General features: G+C 56.7%; 21 protein-coding genes and 1 riboswitch. Of the genes, 4 read left to right on the top strand and 17 right to left on the bottom strand.

From position 1 onward, the window contains the following. Positions 1–33 precede the first annotated feature (33 nt). From Q4T40_06510 to Q4T40_06490, 5 genes are all read right to left on the bottom strand, one after another. A complete protein-coding gene (locus Q4T40_06510; protein MDT8900885.1) occupies positions 34–822 on the bottom strand; it encodes an alpha/beta hydrolase in 789 nt (262 codons plus the stop codon). Next, positions 794–1,222, bottom strand: coding sequence for a PaaI family thioesterase (locus tag Q4T40_06505; GenBank protein ID MDT8900884.1), 429 nt, complete (start codon positions 1,220–1,222; stop codon positions 794–796). Before Q4T40_06505 ends, Q4T40_06510 begins: the two co-directional genes overlap by 29 nt. Further along, positions 1,219–1,362, bottom strand: a complete 144-nt coding sequence (locus tag Q4T40_06500; GenBank protein MDT8900883.1) for a hypothetical protein — start codon at positions 1,360–1,362, stop codon at positions 1,219–1,221. The genes Q4T40_06505 and Q4T40_06500 overlap by 4 nt, the downstream gene beginning before the upstream one ends. Before the next feature lie 90 nt (positions 1,363–1,452). Continuing rightward, positions 1,453–2,046, bottom strand: a complete 594-nt coding sequence (locus Q4T40_06495; protein MDT8900882.1) for a peptidoglycan-binding protein — start codon at positions 2,044–2,046, stop codon at positions 1,453–1,455. A 56-nt stretch (positions 2,047–2,102) separates the two neighbouring features. Further along, a riboswitch (cyclic di-AMP (ydaO/yuaA leader) is annotated at positions 2,103–2,238 on the bottom strand. 76 nt (positions 2,239–2,314) lie between these two features. Beyond that, positions 2,315–3,025, bottom strand: a complete 711-nt coding sequence (locus Q4T40_06490; GenBank protein MDT8900881.1) for a L,D-transpeptidase family protein — start codon at positions 3,023–3,025, stop codon at positions 2,315–2,317. A 138-nt stretch (positions 3,026–3,163) separates the two neighbouring features. Between Q4T40_06490 and Q4T40_06485 the strand changes: the two genes are divergently transcribed. Further along, positions 3,164–4,366, top strand: coding sequence for a DHHA1 domain-containing protein (locus tag Q4T40_06485; protein MDT8900880.1), 1,203 nt, complete (start codon positions 3,164–3,166; stop codon positions 4,364–4,366). A gap of 564 nt (positions 4,367–4,930) precedes the next feature. On the opposite strand, the gene Q4T40_06480 is transcribed toward Q4T40_06485, so the two are convergent. The 11 genes from Q4T40_06480 to Q4T40_06430 form a co-directional block, all read right to left on the bottom strand. Continuing rightward, on the bottom strand, positions 4,931–5,389 hold the full coding sequence (locus Q4T40_06480; GenBank protein MDT8900879.1) for a hypothetical protein: 459 nt from the start codon (positions 5,387–5,389) through the stop codon (positions 4,931–4,933). Positions 5,390–5,482: 93 nt separating this feature from the next. After that, positions 5,483–6,199: a 2-phosphosulfolactate phosphatase gene (locus Q4T40_06475; protein ID MDT8900878.1), complete on the bottom strand. Its 717-nt coding sequence runs from the start codon at positions 6,197–6,199 to the stop codon at positions 5,483–5,485. Positions 6,200–6,207: 8 nt separating this feature from the next. After that, positions 6,208–7,434 carry a Zn-dependent hydrolase gene (locus tag Q4T40_06470; GenBank protein MDT8900877.1) on the bottom strand — a complete coding sequence of 409 codons (1,227 nt, stop codon included), beginning with the start codon at positions 7,432–7,434 and terminating at the stop codon, positions 6,208–6,210. A gap of 139 nt (positions 7,435–7,573) precedes the next feature. Further along, complete coding sequence (locus Q4T40_06465; protein ID MDT8900876.1) at positions 7,574–7,705, bottom strand: hypothetical protein; 132 nt, start codon at positions 7,703–7,705, stop codon at positions 7,574–7,576. A 72-nt stretch (positions 7,706–7,777) separates the two neighbouring features. Then, positions 7,778–7,939 (bottom strand): hypothetical protein, encoded by a 162-nt coding sequence (locus Q4T40_06460; protein MDT8900875.1) that lies wholly within the window; start codon positions 7,937–7,939, stop codon positions 7,778–7,780. 51 nt (positions 7,940–7,990) lie between these two features. Continuing rightward, positions 7,991–8,257 carry a glutathione S-transferase N-terminal domain-containing protein gene (locus Q4T40_06455; protein MDT8900874.1) on the bottom strand — a complete coding sequence of 89 codons (267 nt, stop codon included), beginning with the start codon at positions 8,255–8,257 and terminating at the stop codon, positions 7,991–7,993. Positions 8,258–8,273: 16 nt separating this feature from the next. Continuing rightward, positions 8,274–8,768: a ferritin family protein gene (locus Q4T40_06450; protein MDT8900873.1), complete on the bottom strand. Its 495-nt coding sequence runs from the start codon at positions 8,766–8,768 to the stop codon at positions 8,274–8,276. A gap of 68 nt (positions 8,769–8,836) precedes the next feature. Then, positions 8,837–10,609 carry an ABC transporter ATP-binding protein gene (locus Q4T40_06445; protein ID MDT8900872.1) on the bottom strand — a complete coding sequence of 591 codons (1,773 nt, stop codon included), beginning with the start codon at positions 10,607–10,609 and terminating at the stop codon, positions 8,837–8,839. Continuing rightward, positions 10,606–12,342, bottom strand: coding sequence for an ABC transporter ATP-binding protein (locus tag Q4T40_06440; GenBank protein MDT8900871.1), 1,737 nt, complete (start codon positions 12,340–12,342; stop codon positions 10,606–10,608). Before Q4T40_06440 ends, Q4T40_06445 begins: the two co-directional genes overlap by 4 nt. A 308-nt stretch (positions 12,343–12,650) precedes the next feature. Continuing rightward, positions 12,651–13,085 carry an Lrp/AsnC family transcriptional regulator gene (locus Q4T40_06435; GenBank protein ID MDT8900870.1) on the bottom strand — a complete coding sequence of 145 codons (435 nt, stop codon included), beginning with the start codon at positions 13,083–13,085 and terminating at the stop codon, positions 12,651–12,653. A 120-nt stretch (positions 13,086–13,205) separates the two neighbouring features. Next, the gene (locus tag Q4T40_06430) at positions 13,206–15,101 is read right to left on the bottom strand and encodes a glutamine synthetase (GenBank protein ID MDT8900869.1); all 1,896 of its coding nucleotides are present in this window, start codon (positions 15,099–15,101) and stop codon (positions 13,206–13,208) included. Between the two features lie 456 nt (positions 15,102–15,557). On the opposite strand from Q4T40_06430, the gene Q4T40_06425 reads away from it, so the two are divergent. Genes Q4T40_06425 through Q4T40_06415 form a run of 3 tightly spaced genes read left to right on the top strand, consistent with a single transcriptional unit; the run spans position 15,558 to position 17,957 of the window. Next, positions 15,558–17,147, top strand: a complete 1,590-nt coding sequence (locus Q4T40_06425; GenBank protein MDT8900868.1) for an amidohydrolase — start codon at positions 15,558–15,560, stop codon at positions 17,145–17,147. A 17-nt stretch (positions 17,148–17,164) separates the two neighbouring features. Further along, positions 17,165–17,734, top strand: coding sequence for a DUF2284 domain-containing protein (locus Q4T40_06420; protein ID MDT8900867.1), 570 nt, complete (start codon positions 17,165–17,167; stop codon positions 17,732–17,734). A gap of 25 nt (positions 17,735–17,759) precedes the next feature. Further along, on the top strand, positions 17,760–17,957 hold the full coding sequence (locus tag Q4T40_06415; protein ID MDT8900866.1) for a hypothetical protein: 198 nt from the start codon (positions 17,760–17,762) through the stop codon (positions 17,955–17,957). 52 nt (positions 17,958–18,009) lie between these two features. Here Q4T40_06415 and Q4T40_06410 read toward each other — a convergent pair whose 3' ends face one another. Next, on the bottom strand, positions 18,010–19,200 hold the full coding sequence (locus tag Q4T40_06410; GenBank protein MDT8900865.1) for an ABC transporter substrate-binding protein: 1,191 nt from the start codon (positions 19,198–19,200) through the stop codon (positions 18,010–18,012). Positions 19,201–19,202 lie beyond the last annotated feature (2 nt).

The raw sequence follows: 19,202 nt of genomic DNA, 5'->3' as shown, positions 1-19,202 counted from the left end.
TACTTTCCTGGGTAGTATAAGCCCATTTCGCGATTATATGCAGCTTGGCTTATCCGTCGCGCCGACCGGAAAACTGGCCGCAAGCCAAGCGAGCACCGCCGCTGACGCTTGACCGTGGCCGTGAAGGAAGCGGTGGTCGGCTCCCGGTATAACGGCCATGCTTTTGGGCTCACCCGCCTGTCCGAATATTACGGCGGCCTGTCGACAGGGAACGATTTCGTCATTTTCTCCGTGCACCACGAGAAGCGGCCGGCCACTGACCTGCGTTGCGCACGCCAGGAGATCGAAACGGTCGAAATCGTGGAGGAAAGACGGGGAAAGGCGGAGCTCACCGAACTCGTCGGCGATGCTGACCGGCTCGCCGTCCAGCAAACGATTATACCCATCCCCCAGGGAGAGGCGGAAAGTCTCGTGGAGATCGAACGGTGTGGCCCACAGGCAGAGACCGCCGATGAACTTGTCGGCGGCGGCAACTGCCAGGGCGGCGCTGCCGCCCATGCTGCGGCCGAAAAGAATCACTTGCCTGCCGACCTCATGACGGCAGTAGTCCACTACCGCCCGCAGTTCACCGACCTGGGCGGAAAGCATGCTGAGCGGTGTGAAATCGAACAACAGGGCGGCAAAACCAAGCCCCGCCACCCTGGCAGCCAGTGAAGAAGCCCTGCCGCCCCCTTCTTTGGAGCCCCGGAAACCGTGACAGAATATAACGGTGTAATCGCGGCGGCTGCCCTCAGGAGGGTACAAGGCGGCGTTCAGGTTGCCCACCGCCGTCGGTATCATTAGTTCCCGCGGTTTACCCGAGTTCAATGCTACCGACGACAAAGAAGGTCCCCCTCGCTTTCGCCAAAAGTCTACCGGCCGTATCGCGATGCTCCGCCTCCACAACAACGGTTTGCCGGCCGTTGTGCACGACCTTCGCCACGGCGGTCACTGTCTCTCCGTCAGTGGCGCCATAAATGTAGTTGATGTTTAAGTCCAGGGTAACGACCTTCTTGCCAAGGGAAATACAGACCAACCCCATAGCCGTATCGGCCAGTGATGCGGTGGCCCCGCCGTGCGCCATCCCGAACAGGTTGCCATGAATTGCTTGGACGATCGGCATGGAAAGCGTCGCTTCCCCTTCCTTGACATCCTCCACCTTCATTTTCAGAAGCCCGACGAACGGATTGCGCTTGTAAAGATTCTGCAATTTTTCTTTGAGTACATCGATTCTGTCTGTCACAACGCCGCCTCCTGGATTAGTTCCTGTCTCTCCCCGTCCGGGCCGGCGAAAAACAAGGTCCAGCCGAGCACATCCCGGCAAAAACGGCCGGACCGGTCGGAATCTTTAACTGCCAGGCCGATGTAAGTTACTTCGTACATCGAATTCTCCTTCCGGATAGTTTTGTATGATATACGCCACCGCCAGCACTTTACATTTTCTACGAAAAAAGAGCAGGTTAAACCTGCTTTTTAATCGAGAATATAGACTGTAACTTTCTGTACGCCGAACTGGAGGGCCTCGGCCCGGTTTTCAAACGCCAGGTCGATTTTGTTGCCTTTGATGGCGCCGCCGATATCGTCGGCGATTGCATAACCGTAGCCTTTGATGAATAACCGCGTGCCGAGCGGGATAACCCGGGGATCAACCGCGGCCAGACCTCTCCGGAGCTCGTTGCCGCGGTAGGTGTGGCTGCCGTTGCCGTCATCCTCAGAGGTGTAGGCGGTAGCGGTCATCGTCAGTTCGCGGCTGTAGCGGTTGGGAGTGGCGCTGGTCCGCTCACGCTGGAGAAAGGCAATGGTTTCCTTGCCGACTACGCCGTCCGCCTTCAGACCGTTATAAGTCTGAAATCTTCTGACCGCCTCCAGGGTAGCGCCGCCGAAGATGCCATCGATCTGCCCTGCGTAATAGCCGGTATCGGCCAGCAGCTTCTGGACCATCTTCACGTTCTCGCCGCGCGCGCCCTCCCTGAGGAGCTTGTCCGCCGTCGGCGCAACAGCCGCCAGCACGGTGGCGTTGACCAACAACAGCACCGCCAGCACGGCTGCGATATACACTTTTTTCATCCATTCACCCCTCTTGTTGAGTGGCCAAAGCGTCTGCCCCGGTGACTGGAGCAGTGCAATAGGGCCAATATGCCTCGGGGATTAGCTGTCGGGTTCGGGCGAAGAGGATTAGACGCCCTTCCGCTGGTGCGGATTCACCCCTGTGTCTGTGTCGGTTTTCCCCTACCGGTTAGGATTCGGCATGAAATATATTCGACATAAGACGGCAAAATCATCTTTTTTGCGAAAAATGTGCTGTGACGCTGCCGCGGCATTACCGCCAGATCAGTTAAAGCCCGAGCAGTTCCAAGGTTTTGCGATCGGCGATTCCGGTGGGCTTGAGACCCTTGTCGTGCTGGAACCTTTTCAAGGCCACCTCAATTTCCCGACTGAATAGTCCGTCGGCCCGTCCTTCATAATAACCCGTTCTGCGCAGCCGCATCTGCAGCATGACAACGTCAGGGCCGGCCGCGGTGTAGCGCAGCGGGCGCGCGATACGAATCCTGCTGCCTTCGATGCGCACAGGGGTGCCGACAGGCACCCATTCGAACAATTCCTCAATGTCTCTGTTCCGCATACGGATGCAGCCCTTGCTGGCAAACTGACCTATCGACCACGGCCTGTTAGTGCCGTGGATACCATAGCCTCCCCACGGTACATTGAGGCCCAGGAATCTGGTGCCGAAAATGTCTCCGGAGTGATATGCCTTCCAGGTCACGATCCATTCGCCGAACGGCGATGGGGTGTCGGAACGTCCAACGGCGATACGGTATTTCTTGTATTGTTTGCCGTCGTTGAGCACTTCGAGGTAGCGGGCAGGTACATTCACTACCAGGGTTATCCTTCCTTCAGGCCGTGTTTGCGGCTGGCCGGGAGCGACCGCCAGTTCCCGCTCGTCCCAATATTCGAAGCCGGCCAGGCCGGTAAGCAGCCCAAAAAAAGCCAGCAGGGCAACACTTAAAAATACGCGGGACCCCCTGCCCCTTAATGCGGTAAGCAACCGCCTCTCCCCCTCCCAGCTCTGTCTGGTCAAATATATGTAACGCCTGCCGGTGATATCCCTGCAGGCGTCTTTTGCCAGCTCCGCCGGGGTCGGGTATAATGAGTTTGTACACGCAGATCGGAGGTAAGAGCACCGGTGACCGAAAAGTTATATTATACCAATCCTTATCAAAAAGAGTTCACAGCAAAGGTACAGGATCTTCACTCCCTGCCTGATGGCAAATTTGGCGTCGTCCTCGACCGGACAGCCTTTTACCCCGAGGGCGGCGGCCAGCCTTACGACACCGGATGGTTGAACGATATCCCTGTGCTGGCGGTGTCGGAGGATAACGGCTTGATCGTGCATGTCACCGCAGCCAGGCCGAATGGGGAAACGGTCCTGGGACGCCTGGACTGGGCGCGGCGCTTCGACCATATGCAGCAGCACAGTGGCGAGCACATCCTGTCGGCGGTTTTTTCCGACCTCTTCGGCGGGGAGAATGTCGGGTTCCATCTCGGCGACGAAGCGGTATACATCGACGTCACCATGGGAGCGCTGACCGGCGAGCAAGCGGCGACTGCGGAATCGGCGGCCAACGCGTTCGTATTCGCGAATCTGCCGGTAAAGAGTGAATTCGTCACCGGCGGCGACCTCGCCTCATTTCCTCTCCGTAAACAACCGGCGAAAGACTACGCCAAAATCAGGCTGGTCAGCGTAACGGGGGTGGACTGTTGCCCCTGCGGCGGAACGCATGTTGCGGCCAGCGGCGAAATCGGTCTGATCAAGCTTCGCTCCTGGGAACGAAAGGCCGGGATTGTCCGGGTCGACTTCGTGTGCGGCGGCCGGGCCTTAGAAGACTACCGGCTCAACAGCGCGGTGACCCGCGACCTCTCGGTCCGTTTTTCCGTGCCTGTAGAAGAGGTCCCGGCGGCGGTAGAACGCCAGTTGGGCAAGACTGAGACTCTGAGCCGCCAGTTGCAGGCTGCGAAACGGGAACTCGCCGGCCATCAGGCCGGCGAGTTGTACGAAAAAGCTGACATGCTCTCTGACTTAAAGCTGGCGGTTTCTGTCATCCCGGACGCCACGGCGGCCGAATTGGCGGATCTCGCCAGGGCGGTGCTGGCCCGCGGCCGCGCCGTCGTATTGCTGGCGACCGGCAGTGCCGAACTCGGCAAAGCTCATTTCGTCTTCGCCTGCACTCCCGGCACCCCGGCCGATATGGGCAAGCTGCTGAAGCAGACGCTTGCGGTTATGGGCGGCAACGGCGGCGGGACCGCCAGTTGGGCGCAGGGCGGCGGAAACTGGAGCGACAAACTGGAAGATGCCCTGCGGGCGGCCCGCGCGGACGTCTGCAAATAACCGGATATATCGCCGCTACTGGCCGCGCATAAGGAAGGCTGTTAGCAGAGCGGTCAGCGGGATGACGCAGATGAGGCCGATGCTGCCGGTGAGCGCGCGGGCGATTTCGGTGACGATCAACATTCATGCCGGTCAGGAAGAGACTTTTCCTGTCGATATCCGGCCGGATTGCTTTCACCTCATAGAGGGCTGACGCTATCGAGATGGCGACATCCATTACAGCGCCGAGAGCCCCGCAAACCATGCCCGAAAATAGAACTCCCTCAGGTCAATCTGCCTGGCCAGCACCTGACCGATATAGACCTAAACTATCAGGGCGGTGGAAAAGCCGATCACGAAGCCCGTCTTAACGCCGACAAAACCGGGGCGACTGAAAGCTCCAAGCCCTTCTCGTACTGGACGGGGGGCGGAGCGGCGGGTGCGGATTCGGCGTTGTATGCTCCCGTTCCTAGTAAAAAAACCGGCCAAGCCGGTTAATTTTGTCTTTATGTAGCGGCAAGCCGGCCATGCCGTCTTACCGCCTGGCGATCCAACACCTGTAAACCGCGAATGTCTGTTTGTGTGTTACTGCAGGATTTGCCCGCCTGCCGCCAGGCTGTTGCTATCGCGGACTGTTTGGGGAATCAGTCCGGCGTTCTGCAGAAGCGTGGCGAGTAGGTTGAGACTATCCTCGTAAGGACCGAATTTTGCTGCCAGCTGAGCTGTCACTTCCTGCCTCACGGCTGTTTCCACCGCGGCCCGGAATTCCCCGCCGTTTGCGGCGGAGCCCACCAGCCCGGCCAGTTCTCCCTGGCCAACCCGGTCAAGGGCGGCTTGAGTCACACGGCTGACAATCGCACCACGGCCGCCTTGCTCTATGTCCTGCTTGAGGGCAAGCAGTTCCTGTACCTGGGCGGCTTTTGGGTTCTGAGCCATTATCTGCGCGAGCACATCGTTGGCGGTTGCTGCGTGCGCTACGGGCATCAGGGGCGAAGAGACGCCGATAGCCATGGCGAGCATGGCCATGATAATGATTTTCCTCATAGACATCCCCTTTCCATGTTGCTCAGCCTTCATTTTATCACGTACATTACGTAAACTAAAGGCGAAATATTTACCTGAAGAAAGACCCGGCCGCTAAGTAGCGGCCGGGTCTGTTACTTCGCCGTTTTGAAATACGGGGACAATGTCAAAAAGATCTTGCCGCAGGCAATAATCGATATCTGCGCCATAGCCGATCGCGGCGAGATACCTGGCATGGGTTCCCAAAGAAGTCCGCCGGACAAGGTCGGTGCGGTAATCGTTGTATATCGCCAGGGCGGCAACCGCGGCATCGCTCAGGTCGCCGCGGCCGGCGAGCCTATCGGCCAGCAGCCCGGCGCACAAAGCGTCCTCGATGGTCAGCTGCCCACGGGTACCGGCGCAGAGAATAACGATATCGGACGATAACGAGGAGAGTATCCGGCAGAGGGCAGCGGCGTTGACAAACGCGCCTATGTAGACTTTTGTCGCCTGTTCGGCCGTCTTCAAAGCGGTCGTGCCGTTCGTGGTGGTCATGATTATTGTCTTGCCGTCCACCGCGGACCGATTGTATTCGAAGGGCGAGTTGCCGAGATCGAAGCCCGCTATGGGGCGTGCCTGACGCTCACCCGCCAGCAGCCCCCCCGGATGCCGTTTCTTGAGAGCGAGGGCCTCTTCTACCGTCTTTACGGGTATAATGCGGCGAGAGCCGTTGGCGAAGGCGGTGACCATCGACGTCGTCGCCCGGAAGATATCGAGGACGGCGACGGCGCATTCACCTGACGGCGGCCTGGCTATATAGTCCTGGGGAGTAAAGTATACATCAATTGTCATGCAAGCACCTACTTGGCGAGTTGGCGGATGGTGGCCGTAAGGACGTCAATGCCTTTCATAATATCGTCAGGGGCGGAATCCTCGGCGGGGTTGTGACTGACACCGCCCCGGCAGGGGATGAAGATCATCCCTGTGGAGGTTATGGCGGCCATGTTCATGGCGTCGTGCCCCGCGCCGCTGTTCATCAGCCTGTAGGGCATGTCGAGCTGGCCGCAGACGGATTCGATCGTCTCAATGATTTCGTTGTTCATAGGCACCGGTTTGTCGGCGGTAACCACCTCGATGGCCACCGGCGTTTCCTGCCCGTCGGCGATGGTGCTGACGGCGTCCTTGATATCCTGGATGGTTTCAATTATGCTGTCGTGGTCGACGCCGCGGATGTCGACACCCATCTCGACCCGTCCAGGGATAACGTTCATTACGTTGGGATGGTTGCGAATTACGCCCACCGTCCCTACGGTGCCCCGATGGTGCTGCTCCATGGCAATCTCCTGCACCGCGAGGATTATCATCGCCGCGCTCACCAGGGCGTCCTGACGGTCATCCATCGGCGTCGTTCCCGAGTGCCCCGCCATTCCCTCGACGATGATCTTTAGTCGGGTGGGGGCGGCGATTGCTTCGACGATGCCGATCGTTTTTCCGGTCCTTTCGAGAACCGGTCCCTGTTCGATATGCAGCTCGATAAAGGCTTTGAGTTCGTCCCGCGGGCGGAAAGAGGACCGTGCGTCAGCCAAGTTGAGGCCCTGTCGTCCGAGGGCGTCGGCAAAGCTTATACCGGCATGATCTTTGGCTTTCGCCCAGGCGGGATTTACGAGCCCGGTCATCGCTTTGCTGCCCATAGTGGCGAAGCCGAAGCGGCTGGATTCTTCCGCCATGAATACGATGAGTTCCAGAGGATGGGTGAGCGGTCCTTGTTTTGCCAAGCGCCGGATGGCCGCAAGGCCGCCGACGACCCCCAGGACGCCGTCGAAGCGGCCTCCTTCGGGAACGGTGTCGAGGTGTGATCCGGTGGCCACAGCGGGCGCTCCCGGCAGCGCGCCGTCCAGCCGCCCGATAATATTGCCGAATGTATCGCGGCGCACGGTAAGGCCCGCCTGCCTCATTAGTTCCTGAATGTATTCTCCGGCCCGGCGGTCTTCGTCGCTGAAAGCCAGGCGCGTAATTCCAGGACCTCCCTCGCTGAAGCCGGCCAATTCTGCGATTGTGGCCAAAACCCATTCTCTGTCCACGGCCATACCTCCTAAATTATTTTTGTCCGCTGTTTTTCTATTGCTATCGTAGCCAGTAAGCTTAATTGGTGTTCATAGGCAGGGGCATCCGTATCCTCCCCCATCTTTCAAAAAATAAGCGCCATGCGGCGCTTGGGCTGAAAAATCACCTGATGAAGGAAACAACCATCACCAACAAAAGAACGGCTGCAGCAATACCTCCGACGACAAGGGCGGTACGGTTCACCTTCTGCATATCCTGCTTGTGATAGCCGCGCTTGCTGGGCCCCCTAGGCATCGCCCATCCCCCTATTCAGAAGTTCGTCCCTAAAATAATTTTACAGTATTTGGCGAATAATTCAAGCTGTTCCTAAGCCCCAAAGACAAAATCCTGCTGGCATTTCGAACAATTTATTTGTTCGCCGTTGACAGCCTTGCACATAGGAACGACTACGATGGCGCCGCAGTGGGGGCAGATGATCTTAATCCCTTTTTCGATCGGACATTTGCGGCGCCGGCGCCGTCTAGTCATCGCGCATCCCTCCCGCTAACATGATATGCGGGGCGGGCAGCGCCGGAAACGTCAGTACTTTACGGGTTTGATCACGTTGTGGGCATACTTTTCCACAAGATGCTCCAGAATGTTGTCCGCAGAGGTGAGAATCGTGTCGCCGTCCACCAGTACCGGCACCGAATACTGGCCGGTAAGCTCAAAGACCTGGGTACGCTTGGCCTTCGACGGACTGACATTAACACACACGTAAGTCAGCTCAAGCTCGGCGAGTTTTTCCCTGATGCTCTGACACTCCGGACAGGCATGGAGGTTATACAATACAAGTCTCGCTTCCATTACGACTCCTCCTTCGTCACGCCCAGGCGTCGACCATTTCGCGTATTTTCACAACGTGAGCCTGTTCTTCTCCTTTCAGGAGGCGGAAAACATCCCTTGCCTCGGGGAACTTCGCCTTTGCGGCCAATTCATCATAGAACAGCACGGAGTCTTTCTCCGCCTGCAAGGCTGCCTGCAGGATCGCCTGCACGCTTGTCAGCCCGGCGAATTGCTCACCGGCGTCGTTTGGTTTGGGAAAAACGTGCTCTTCGGCGATAACCGTAAGGTAGCGGGAAGTATCAGTGTCGAAAAGGTATTCGGCCGAATGGGCCTCTTTGCGGTTTTCAAGCATTTCGAAAAGAGCGGTAAACCTGGTCAAATGATGTATTTCCTCATTTTTAAGCCACAGGAACAATTCTTTGTGTGTCGGGTTAGGTGTTAGCTGGTAAGCCTGCTGATAAAAGTCCCGGCCGCGGGCCTCCATCGCCATGGCGATGCGTACCCCTTCAAGATCGCTGAACATGTTGGCCATACCATATCACTCCTAATATGTTTTGGTATTATATTCCTTGCGGCGGCAACGTATTCCTCCTTGATATGTCACTGACTGTTGTAAAGGCGCCAGTACAGTCCACGGCCGGCGACAAGCTGATCGTGGGTGCCCGCCTCGGCGATCACGCCTCGATGGAGGACAAAGATGCTGTCGGCGTCCCGGATGGTGGAAAGGCGATGGGCGACGACGATCATGGTACGCTGTTTGGCGATACGGGCGAGGGCGCCATGGATGAGAGCCTCGGTCTCACCGTCGATATTGGAGGTTGCTTCATCCAGTACGAGCACGTCTGCGCGGCAGGCAAGCATCCTGGCGAGAGAAAGCAACTGACGTTGCCCTACCGAGATCATCGCTCCCTGATAGCCGATCGGCGTATCATAACCCAGCGGGAGCTTGGTAATGAATCCATGGCAGTTTGCGGCGGTGGCGGCGGCGATGATATCGCTGCGGGAAACCTGCGGGTCGAACAGGCTGATGTTCTCTGCGACTGTGCCGTTAAACAGGTGAACGTCCTGAAAAACCACGCCAACTGTTCGCCGGAGAACGTCAAGCGGAATATTGAGTATATCGACGCCGTCGACCAGTATCCTGCCCCGCTGCGGCTGGTACAGGCGAAGCAGGAGGTTGATAACCGTGGTCTTGCCCGAGCCTGAAAGGCCGGCGATACCTATGAATTCGCCGGCGGCCACTGAGAAGGACAGGCCGCAGAGCACCCAGCGCGGCTCTTCGTAGGCAAACCATACATCTTCGAAGGTTATTTCACCTTTGACTTGGGGGTGGGGATTTCTCTCTACAGGTTCTTCGGCAGGCCGCTCGGTCGCCAGCATTTCATAGACCCTTTCGGCCGCCGCCAGGGCAGACTGCAACAGGCTGTATTTCTCGGCCAGGTCTCTGATTGGCCAGAAGAACTTCTCCATATAACGCAGAAACGCGGCAACTACGCCGATCTCAACGCCCCCTAAGGTGCTTTGCCAGTTGCCGTACCATAAAAGGAGAACGACGGCCAGCGTATAGACAAGGTCGACGAATGGCCGGAAAAGGGCAAAAGTACGCATTTCTTTCAGGCCGGCTGCCAAGTATTCGTGGTTGACCGTATCGTATTCCGCCTCGCTGCGCGGGAAACGGGCAAACGCCTTGACTACGCTGATGCCGTTGAAGTTTTCCTGCAGGAAGCTGTTGATGGCGGCTGTTTTTTCCCGGACCAGGCGGTATGCCTGCCGGGCGTACCTTTGGTAGAGGGCGGCAACTATGACCATAACCGGGATGACGGTGAACGAAACCAGTGCCAATCGCCAGTCAATGGCGAGCATTACGGCAATAATGCCGATAAGTACCAACAGGTCGCTCGCGAAGGCGACAAGCACATCGGTATAAAGATCTTTGATGGCGTCGGTGTCGTTGGTGACCCTCGTGACGATGCGCCCCACAGGCTGGCCCTCTATATCGGTGTAGCGCATATAGATGAGCTGCCGAAACACCTTTTGCCGGACATCAAAGATTATTTTCTGGCCGATGTACTGGAGAAGGATGGTCTGGCCCCAGGAAAAAACCATGCCGGCGGCGATGGCGGCCGCGTACAGCCACGCGGTCTGGCGAAGGCCCGCCAGGTCGCCGGTGAGTACCTGATTGTCGATGGCTACCTTGAGAAGGTATGGCCTGACCAGGTCGGCGGCTGTGCCAAGAAGCATAACGAGTAGTGCGACCGCCATCAATCCCCTGAAAGGCCGTGCGAAGCCCCACAGAACTTTCGCCACATCCCGGTCCAGTAGTCGATTCGACGAAGCGGTGTCGTATTCCCGGCCGCGATAATACATGCTCATGACAATTCACCGTTGACCAGTTGCTGCTCGTACAGCTTGAAGTAGAGTCCGCCCCGGGAGATTAGTTCGGCATGCGAGCCTTGTTCGACAACGGCTCCTTCATCCAGGACGACGACGAAATCGGCGTCTTTGACCGCCGCAATCCGCTGCGAAACTATTATGGTGGTTCGACCGCCCCTGAAATCCTTCATGTTGGCGAGCAGCTCGGTCTGGGTCTCGTAATCCAGGGCGGAAAAGACGTCATCGAGGAGGAGAATTTCCGGAGCTTTTACCAAGGCGCGGGCAATCGCCACCCTTTGCTGCTGACCGCCGGACAGACGATGGCCCCTTTCGCCGAGAACGGTACCGAAGCCGAAAGGCTTGTCGTCGATTGCTTCCCTGACCGCCGCCAGGCCGGCCGCTTTCTCAATGTCGTCCCGGCGGTAGTCGCGGTCGAAGGCGATGTTCTCTCCGATGGTACGGGCGAACAGGAAGCTATCCTGCGGTACATAGCCTATCCCATGGCGCAGGGAAAGAAAGTCCAGAGAGAGTATATCCCGCCCGCCGATGAGGACGGCGCCGGCAGGAGGCTCGTACAGGCGAAGCAGGAGCTTAAGCAAGGTCGATTTGCCTGCGCCGGTTCGCCCGACGAAGCCGACGACGGCGCCCGCGGGGATGGATAAGCTGACGTCGCTGAGCGCGGGGCTGGGGCTGTCCGGGTAGTGGAAGGTCAGACGACGTATTTCGATGCTGCTGCCGGGGATTTCGGCAGGCCGCGCCGGCAGGCCGGTTTCGTAGGCCGGCTCGGCCAGCAAGGCGGCGATACGGGTCAGCGACGCCGAACCGCGCTGAACAGTTGAGACGAGGTAACTGAAACCGGTAACCGGCCAGATCATCAAACCCAGGTAACCGAGAAAGGCCACAAGGTCGCCGACAGTAAGAATTCCGCCGACGATAAGCTGCCCACCGCCATAAAGGGCGATCGCATAGCAGAACAGCGGCGCAGTATGGGTGACGGGGAAATATGCGGCCTGCAGGCGGGCCATGGCCAAATTGGCGGCGACGTTTTCCCGGCTGGCGACGGTAAAGCGGTCGATAGCCACAGGTTCAGCCGCAAAGCCTTTTACTACTCTGGCGCCGGCGAAGGTTTCCTGCACCATCTCCGTGAGCTGGCTGAACTTCTCCTGGACAGTGCGGAAGCGGTGGTGAATCGGTCGGCCCATCAGAGCGGTGCCTAACAGCACGAACGGCAGCGGTACAACCGACTGCCAAGTCAGACGCCAGTTGACCACCTCAACCATTACAAACATAGAGGCCAGCCCCATGATGAGGGCGTCCACAAGCAGAACGGCGCCGAGGCCGACGGCGACGCGGACAGCGGTGACGTCGTTGGTGGTGAGAGCCATAACCTGCCCCGGGCCGCGGCGGTCGAAGTAAACGGAGGGAAGACGGAGAGTGTGGGCGAAGAGTTTCTCCCGCAAATAAAATTCGAGGTGGCGGGTAGTGCCCATAATGAGCACCCGGTAGAAATAGCGAAGAATGGCGATCATAACGGCCAGGGCCGTCAAGGCGAACAGCAGCCTGGCGATGCCCGCGTCGCCGGCGACCAGCAGGTCGACCGCCTTTCCGGTAATGCGAGGTATGGCCAACTGTAGTAAGTCAACGGCTACAAGTACAAGGATGCCAAGCACGTAGTATTGCCAGCGCCGCCTGAAGAAAGGGACAAGGATATGGCTGTGGCGAAAAAAATCCATGTATTTCTCCTTTGATCCCGATTAGCCTTTTAATTGAGCCTAATTTATTATGATACGGCCCGCTACCTGGCGATTCCTGCGGCGCGGTCTGCGGGGAGAGCCTATGTATAGTATACGACGAGGCTCGCTTTTACGGACAGATATGCTTCGGGTTACTGGGAACTTCGTGGCTATTTACACCCGCGGCGATATCGCGCCTGGAAAGAATTTCGATGTCGACAGCCAAAATTACCGCCCCATAAAGGGCGGCGAAATAACCGATTTTTAAACCCCGGAGGCAATCTCCGGGGTTTGCTGGCAACAAATTGTCAGGGAAGATTGATTTTTTCCGCGGTGAAGGGCGTGGACAACACAAGGTGGGTTTCGACGCGCCCAAAGGCCGCCAGTTCATCAAGCAATTTCTCTAGTTCGGCAGTGTCGGTCACGGCCACGGAGATCAGATAGGAGGCGCTGCCGGCAAGGCGGTGGCACTCGAGTAGCCGAGCCTGATTCCGGCAAAAGTTTATCAAAGCATCTCCAGCGCAGCCGCCGATTGTGACCAGAATGAAAGCCTTGACAGGCAGGCCGGCTTTGACGATATCGATGTCGGCCCGGTAGCCGCCGATGATGCCGCTTTCTTCCAGTTTCTTGACCCGTTCTATGGTGGCCGGGCTAGTCAATCCTACCCGCTGGCCCAGTTCCTTCATGGTTATACGCCCGTCGGTCTGGAGGATGTCTATGATCCTCAAGTCGATATTGTCCATACTCCACCTCATTATTAAGTATCATAATTCATTTTAGGTTAATATTATTCCGATTTCAAGTGATTAATCCGCAAATAATTAAATCCCCCGGCCTAAGTGGCCGGGGGATTTAATTCACCTTTAGATTATGTTGCGTTTATACTGGCAATACATTGCTTTAAGTTCATCCATTTTTGCGGCCATCTCTATCTGCATATTCGAGGCGACGGCATAGTCTGCGTTCGCCACCGCTTCCCTGATCCGGCTGAACAGGCTCTTGGCAGCGGTTGTGTCTTTGGCTAGATAGTTGCGAAGAGCGCTTACTTTCTGCCAGGCTTTTTCGTCAACCTCATCTTTGGCGTCATGCAGGGGCTTGCACTCTTTAATTAACTCGCAATTCTCGCCAATAATGCGATTAACTAGTTCTGTCCGCCAGCGCAGAAGCGCCCCGGCCACGAAAGCGTCGATAAGTTCCTTGCGGAAGGCGTTGCCGGAGGTGAGAACTGCAACCTTCTGCGGGTACTTTTCCATGCCCAGCATGTTCTCCCAAACGGTCGCAGGCGGCTTGCTGAAGAGACGGTCCCGTTCCTCGGCGGTGTAGTCTTCGAAAACGTCGTGTTCGCTGCGATAGGCGCGACCTTTTTCCAGGTAGAAGCCTTCAGCCGACGGTTCTTTGGAAAGCTCGGACTCAAGTTCTTTGGTGGTTTTGCCGGCGCTGACGGCGGCTTTGATACCGTCGAGCATGCCAAGGTAAAAGGCGGCGACGGCAATATACGTGTTGGTGAAGGGATTCGGGGCGCGGACTTCGAAACGGGTGGCCAGCGGGTTGTTGACATCGCGGACAAGGCCGGCCAGGATGGTGCGGTTGCGGGACGGAATGGCCGGGCTGTGGCCGAGGGAAGTAACGATGCAAACCGGGGCCTCAAAGCCGGGCTTAAGGCGGTTGAGGGAGTCATTGGTGGCGGAAACGAAAGGATTTATTACTTCGTAGTTCTTGAGCAGCCCCATGATGGCGCCGTAACCGACGGCGCTCAGAAAGTCGCCTTTCATATCGCCAGGAGCGAAGAGGTTTACCAATTTACCCGACTTCAAGCGGGCGGCCATCCCCACATGAGTGTGCTCGCCGCTGCCGGCGACGCCGATGATGGGTTTCGCCTTAAAGGTTACTTCAAGGCCGTTTTTGCGGAATGCTTCTTTTACAAGGATGCGGGCCTGGAGTTCGTTGTCGGCGGCCTGCATGGCGTTGGTGAAGCGCCAGTCGATTTCCATCTGCTCAACGACGTGGGCAAGGCTGCCGGATTCGCCGATACGAGCCTTGAGACCACCGACCTCTTTGTGGCCCATCTCGGGCTCGAGGCCGTATTTACCCAGCATGAGGATGGCTTCTTCGAGGGCGGTGCGGGCCTGGCCGCGCGCCCGAGCCCAATAATTCTCCTGCATGACCTGGGTGGCGGAAAGTTCTTCGATTTCGGCGGCCTCATCCGGCGTCTTTACCCAGAATTCGAGTTCTGTGCCGACCGTAAATACTATATCGTCGATTTCAGCAGGGTCAAGATGCTCCAAACCGGATACTTTACCGGCTTTTTTCAGCAAACCGATGATTTCCCCTTTGACATACTCGAGGCTCTGCGCCAAAACAGAGCGGGAGTCGACCCTCAGGCCATTGTGAACGAGAAAAGCGGGAATGCGCAGGGAACCGATCGGCTTGCCGGTCTCTTCGTCAACGCTGTCCCAGTTATAATCGATAAACCAGTTGACGTTGGGGTCTACCAGCATGTCAACCTTAGCGTTGTTAAGGGTCGCCACGCCGGTGAGAACGACTGACGATCCGTCAGTTTCTACCGCTCCACCCAGGAAGAATTTCTCGATATCTTTCAAGAACAGATTGATAGGGATTTTTTCGTCGGTATCGTTGCCGGCGAGATCGATGCCGACCAATGATACAAACTTGATTTCGGGATGCTCTTTCAGCAGATTGACCAACTGTCCGTTGGTGTATTTGCCTGCCGGGATGTAGTAAAGCAAATCTTTCGACATACAGAAATCCACCTCTCAATAAATTCAAAATACTGCTTTTAGCCACTAAGTTATTATACCGCCCCTGGCCGGGGGGCATTCCCCGCAATCGCCGCTTGACCAGAACTGCAGCAAGGAAGCGACCTGCCAATACAATGGCATGCGGGTGAACTCTTCGCTGCCGGCTAACATCATTATCCCTCCTTTATCGATCTGACCGGGCTTGATTACCGAGAAACTCGGCGCCGTCCGGCCGCTGCAAAACGGCGACCGAGAAAAGCGCAAAGGACTTCCCAAAAAAGTTTAGGAAGTCCTCATCGACTTGTTTGTTATTAATTTTGTATTTATTATAGATTTCACCGCGGTTGTTTGTCAATACTGCTGCAGCAAAATTTTCCCCAAATTGTTGCGGCGTTATTGCTGTACCCGCACGGACATGATATCTTAAAAGCTGAAGACTTGATCGGGAGGTTTATTATGGCTCATGTCAGCCTTATAATACTCAACGCCGCTGTGTGGACAGGACTTAGGTCGCCAGGCCGCTGCCAAGCCATAGCCGTTAGCGACGACAGAATCGTCGCAACGGGAAGCAACGCGGACATATCTTCTCTTGCTGAAACGGGAACGAAGGTGATCAATGCTGGTGGTAAACTCGTTCTACCCGGCTTCAACGACAGCCATGCCCACCTCCTGCTCGGCGGACGCCAACTGATGGCCGCTGATCTGCGAAACGCCAACAACCGCGACGAACTAGCCGCCATGGTGGCGTCCGCTTCCCGTTTACTCCCCCGGGGACGCTGGCTTACAGGCGGCAATTGGGATAACAGCAAATGGGCGGACCAGCGATTGCCGGTCAAAGAAGATATCGATCCTTTTACGCCGACGACGCCGGTATTCGTCACCCGCAGCGATCTCCATATGGGGCTTGCCAATAGCGCTGCCCTGGCTGCCGCGGGAATAACCGCCGGTACGCCGGAGCCTTCCGGCGGGGCGATAATGCGCCATCCCGTTACCGGAGAGCCGACAGGTATATTGAAGGATGCGGCCCTCGAATTAGTCCGTCAGGCGATTCCTTCGCCCAGTATCGATGAATCGCTCGTCGCTGTCGGCAAAGCGTCTGAACTCGCCGCATCGCTTGGCGTGACCTCGCTCCAGGATATGGCGGTGGGGAAAGAATGGGAAAGCTGGGACGTCTTTCAGACCTACCATCGACGGCATTCTTTGACCGTCAGGCTCAGTCTACACATGCCCCTTGCCGACTGGGTCAAGACCAAAGCGTTGCCGACCGGAGCGCAAGATGCCTGGCTGAGGCTTTCCGGCGTGAAGGCGTTTGTCGACGGGTCGCTCGGTTCATCCACCGCACTCTTCTTCGCCCCCTATGACGATGAACCGGACAACAACGGCCTGCTGATGCATCCCGTGGCCGAACTGTGCGAACAGCTTAACGACGCCGACATCACGGGCCTGCAGGCTGCCGTTCACGCCATCGGCGATAAAGCAAACAACATACTCCTGAATATTTTTTCCGAAGTTGCCGCACGCAACGGCAGACGCGACCGGCGCTTCCGCGTCGAGCACGCCCAACACCTCAGCGCCGGCGACATTGACAGGATCGCCGCGCTGGGGGCAATCGCCTCGGTGCAACCAAGCCACGTTATTGATGACGGCCGCTGGGCCGAACGGCGTATTGGCCCGGAAAGAGCAAAGTTTGCCTACCCTTTCCGATCGCTGACTGACGCCGGCGTGATGCTGGCCTTCGGAAGCGACTGGCCGGTCGCTTCCCTCAATCCCCTTGAAGGCATCCAGGCCGCCGTGACCCGTAAACTTGATGACGGTCAATCCTGGCACCCCGAACAACGGATAACTGTCGAGGAGGCAGTCAAAGCCTACACCGCCAACGCTGCCTTTGCCGAGTTCGCGGAAAATGAAAAGGGTACTCTTTCGCCCGGCATGCTGGCCGATTTTATCGTTCTGTCGCGTGACATCTTCACGATACCGCCGGACGAAATCGCCACCGTCCAGGTGGTTTGCACCGTTTGCGGCGGCAGAGTCATCTACGAAAAGTAAATCGGGGGGGAACGGCAATGGCAAAGACGGCGCAAACGATAAAAAACCTGCTGGCGCTGGCCGAGACGGCCAAAGCTAAAGGCTGCTGCGAAGCCGAGCCGCTTTTGGCGCGTGATATCATCGTCGATCCGCGAGTAAGGCTTAAATGTCGGCTCAACCAATGCGGCCAGTATGGCCGCAACCTGATGTGCCCGCCTAATGTTTGGGATTTGACCGAAACATCTGCCGTCCTTTCCCGCTACACTTTTTCGCTTCTGCTGCAAATCACCAGACTGTCTGAACCCGCTGACTACCGCGCCGTTTTCGACCGGGAAAAACTTGCCCTGAATACGATCATCGTTAGCTTGGAACAAGCCGCGTTTCACTATGGCCATAGCTTGGCCGTAGGATTAGTCTGCGGGCACTGCCAGCTTTGCCCTGACTGTGCCGGCAGAGACCTTCCCGCCGCCTGTCGCCGCCCGGAGGAAGCTCGACCATCTCTGGAAGCGGTGGGAATCGACGTGGAAAAAACCTGCTCCGCCGCCGGACTCCCGTCCGGCTTCGTTCCCGGCCATGTCACGTTAACCGGGCTCTTGCTCGTTGACTAATAATCGCTAGAAAGGAAGCTGAATTATGGCGAAACGCTCGACCCCTTTTTATCTCGTTGCCGCAATCGCGGCGATCGTAATCATCGGCTCAACACTCGATATCCTCGACGCCGTCTTCGGGACCCGCATGGTCGCTTATAGCGGCAGTTGGCTCGCTGTGGCAGTTGCACTACTTTTTATAGCCTATCTGGTTCAGGCCTATAAAATCTGGAAAAAGAAGTGATTTGAAAATATAATGAAAGCCACATTCCTGGCAGGGAACGTGGCTTTGTCTATTAAGGTTTGAACAGTCGATAAGCAAAACCTTGTCCTTCTACGAACCTATCTATTGTCATTGGCCTCACTACATCATGATTGGCGGCTTCTATGCGGATTGTCCCCAGTAACCCTTCCGTCTCGATGCCTTCAAGAGCTGTTCGGATATCTTCAGGGTCGGCGCTGCCGGCCTTTTTTATTGCTTCAATAAGAACGCCAGCCGCTTCATAGCCCATAGCCGCATATATATCGGCCGGCCGTTTGAATTCCTTGGCAAAAGCAAACATAAATGCGTCTAGTTTAGGGAGCTTATCACTTGGGGCGAAATAGCTAACGTAATAGATGTTGTTGAGCGCTTCTTCGCCTGCGTAAGCAACAATACGCTGCGTAAACCACAGGTCTGGCCCCAACAGCGGAACACCTATGCCACTTTCGCGCAAACACCGTATGCCCTGCCCGCCCTCGCGATAATCCATTGGCATGAAGATCACTTCCGGTTCGGCTTGCCGAATCTGCGCGATATTTTCCTGAGAAACTTCCCCGCTGCTGCCAACCTGCTCCTTGGCGACAATTTTCCCCCCGGCATCCGTAAAGCTCTTCTCGAAATAAAACGCCATGGCGCGGAACAAATCGACTTTATCGTCAAAGACGATTGCGGCCGTTTTTGCCCCTAGGTCCTCCAATGCGAATAAAGCCATAAGGTCGGCTTGCTTTATATCCAGAAAGCATGTCCGAAATGCGTAGGCCTTCACCTTACCGTCATTTCCTGTCAAGAGATAATTTCCCGCCGAGGGGCTTATCAAAGGCATTCGGTTCTGTTCAGCTATTGTATAGGCTGCCGATGTATTAGTAGCAGTAAGGCAGCCTAAAACCGCCGATACGTCTCCCCGCGCGGCCAAGCTTTTCATCACGACCGCCGCCTTCGCTTTGTCGAAAGCGTTGTCGAGAGGTATGAATTCGATCTTGCGGCCAATCATTCCACCGGCATCGTTGGCTTCTTTAAAAGCCAATTTGGCCCCACTCATCACCATCTCGCCAATATAGGCGCAACGCCCGCTGAGGTCGAAATTTCCGCCGATGCGAATGGTAGCAGCGGCAGAACTAGTCGCCCCTGCCGCTGCAGCTCCGACCGGAGAGAAGCAGGTTACGGCGCCGATTAAAACGACTGCCAGCCCGTAAAAGAGACTTGAATGCAAACGACTTTTCCTCATCC

Source organism: Selenomonadales bacterium 4137-cl, from assembly GCA_032334055.1.
Classification (GTDB): Bacteria; Bacillota; Negativicutes; order Sporomusales; family UBA7701; genus Anaeroselena; species Anaeroselena agilis.
This window is presented reverse-complemented; position numbering and strand designations above follow the sequence as displayed.